Raw genomic sequence first — 1,002 nt, forward strand, 5'->3', positions numbered from 1 at the left:
CATGATGTTTTGCCAGTGATGAGATAACATACCGCTTATTCAAGGTTAGATTTTGCACAGCCTAACGCTTGAGTGAAGCGATAACGAATAACATAAGTGGGAGAGATTGAGTGCATGAGCACGAATTTACACTGGCAGTCGTTCGGTCAGGGACCGGATTTGGTGTTGCTGCATGGCTGGGGGATGAATGGCGCAGTTTGGCAGCAAACGGTCGAATCTCTGCAGGCCGATTTTTGTGTCCATGTCGTCGATCTTCCTGGATATGGTTTTAGCGCTGGGCATCATGGTGAAGACCTCGCACAAATCGCTGCCATGGTACTAAAAGATGCGCCAGAGAAAGCAGTGTGGCTAGGTTGGTCGTTGGGTGGTTTGGTTGCCACGCACATTGCGCTCAATGCTCCTCAGCGAGTGAGTAAGCTGATCACCGTCGCCAGCTCACCAAAATTTGCCGCAGAAAAACCGTGGCGCGGCATTCAACCGAATGTACTGAGCGCGTTCACCTCTCAGTTACTAGAAGACTTCTCACTGACCATTGAGCGCTTTATGGCGCTGCAAGCCATGGGAAGTCCGTCTGCACGTAAAGATGTTAAACAACTCAAACAAGCGGTGCTATCGCGTCCTCAGCCGAACCCAGAGTCATTATTGGTTGGTTTAAATATTTTGGCGGATGTTGACCTGCGTGATGCTTTGGTTTCCTTGGCGGTGCCGATGCTACTCCTTTACGGTCGTTTGGATGGTTTGGTGCCGATTAAAGTGGCGACCGATCTCAGCCAGCAACTGCCTCACACGCAACAGTTTGTCTTTTCTCAATCTTCTCATGCACCGTTCATGACCGAACATGATGAATTTTGTGCGAAAGTTCGAGATTTCGCTCAGGATTAAAATCGTGCAGTGAAAAAGGCTAAAGTTGATTAAAATTTGGCCGATATAATTGTCGGTAAGGTTTTATTCGTAAATAAGGCCAAGCCATATTGACGAGTTGGGCGACTCTGAGGAGGGTTC

The 1,002-nt window shown here is 48.4% G+C and carries 1 protein-coding gene; it reads left to right on the forward strand.

The genetic code is table 11. The features are described from left to right. The first annotated feature begins 114 nt into the window (after nucleotides 1-114). Nucleotides 115-882: a pimeloyl-ACP methyl ester esterase BioH gene (bioH, locus tag R7P67_RS26775; RefSeq protein ID WP_318086579.1), complete on the forward strand. Its 768-nt coding sequence runs from the start codon at nucleotides 115-117 to the stop codon at nucleotides 880-882. Nucleotides 883-1,002 lie beyond the last annotated feature (120 nt).

Source organism: Vibrio sp. Vb0937, assembly GCF_033338855.1.

Coding starts and splice junctions, on each gene's coding strand:
- bioH (WP_318086579.1), top strand. CDS start 115: ATGAGCACGAATTTACACTGGCAGTCGTTCGGTCAGGGACCGGATTTG.